Here is a 1,101-nt window from a genome sequence, read left to right as displayed (position 1 = left end):
CGGCTCCCGCAACCATTTCTTATACCTGTTGATAAGGCTAGTCAACAGTGTGCAAATAGCATTACTTAAATTTAATTTTATCTCTGGTAAATGTAATTTACGTAATACTATTGGCTTCTTGCTTATTATTTATTTAATAAGCGCCGCGCAAGTGGCATACAAGGTCTAGTAGTAAGAAGCCCCGCCTTATAGTCGGGGCTTTTTATTTTTTAAATTACGGGCATATGCCCTTTTTTTGTTTTTAGGGGGGTTGTTTTGGCGAGTTTAGAACAAACACTAACTGAATTGTTAGAACCAACAGTTGAAATGTTAGGTTTTGAACTTATTGGTATTGAGTTTACACGAGCTGGTAAACATTCAACGTTACTTGTTTATATCGATCATGAAAACGGTATTTTTGTTGATGATTGCTCGAAAGTAAGTCATCAAGTTAGCGCTATCATGGATGTTGAAGATCCAATCAGCACAGAATACTTCTTAGAAGTTTCTTCACCTGGTATGGAACGTCCATTATTTAAAGTATCACATTACCAAGAGTATTGTGGTTCTGAAATTAAAGCATTATTACGTATGGCAGTGAATGGCCGTCGTAAAATTAAAGGCGTAATCAAAAGTGTTGATGGTGATATGATCACCGTAACAATTGATGGCAAAGACGAAGTCTTAGCACACGCAAATATTCAAAAAGCAAATATTATTCCAAAATTTGACTAACGAGGCGTCCGGGAATGAATAAAGAAATTCTGTTAGTTGTTGATGCAGTTTCTAACGAGAAAGCACTACCTCGTGAGAAAATTTTCGAAGCACTGGAAATTGCACTAGCAACAGCAACTAAAAAAAGATATGAAGGCGAAATCGAAGTTCGTGTTGAAATTGACCGTAAAACTGGTAATTTCGAGACGTTTCGTCGCTGGCTTGTAATTGATGACAAAGGTGAACCATTAGAGAATCCTTTCGCAGAAATTACCCTGGATGCAGCTAAATATGACGATGAAACAATCGACGTTGGTGGTTACATTGAAGATGCAATTGATTCAGTTGTATTTGACCGTGTAACAACGCAAACAGCTAAACAAGTGATCATTCAAAAAGTACGTGAAG

Annotated in this window: 2 protein-coding genes; both read left to right on the top strand. The window is 37.0% G+C overall.

What is annotated here, in order from left to right:
- Positions 1–255: 255 nt before the first annotated feature.
- On the top strand, positions 256–714 hold the full coding sequence (gene rimP / locus BT797_RS10015) for a ribosome maturation factor RimP (RefSeq protein ID WP_075471929.1): 459 nt from the start codon (positions 256–258) through the stop codon (positions 712–714).
- A 14-nt stretch (positions 715–728) separates the two neighbouring features.
- A partial coding sequence (locus BT797_RS10010) for a NusA N-terminal domain-containing protein (protein ID WP_280522448.1) occupies positions 729–1,101 on the top strand: 373 nt, incomplete at its 3' end.

Origin of the sequence: Moritella viscosa (assembly GCF_900120065.1) — a bacterium.
Classification (GTDB): domain Bacteria; phylum Pseudomonadota; class Gammaproteobacteria; order Enterobacterales; family Moritellaceae; genus Moritella; species Moritella viscosa.
The sequence above is the reverse complement of the archived record's forward strand: the minus strand, read 5'-3'. Positions and strand labels throughout refer to the sequence as shown.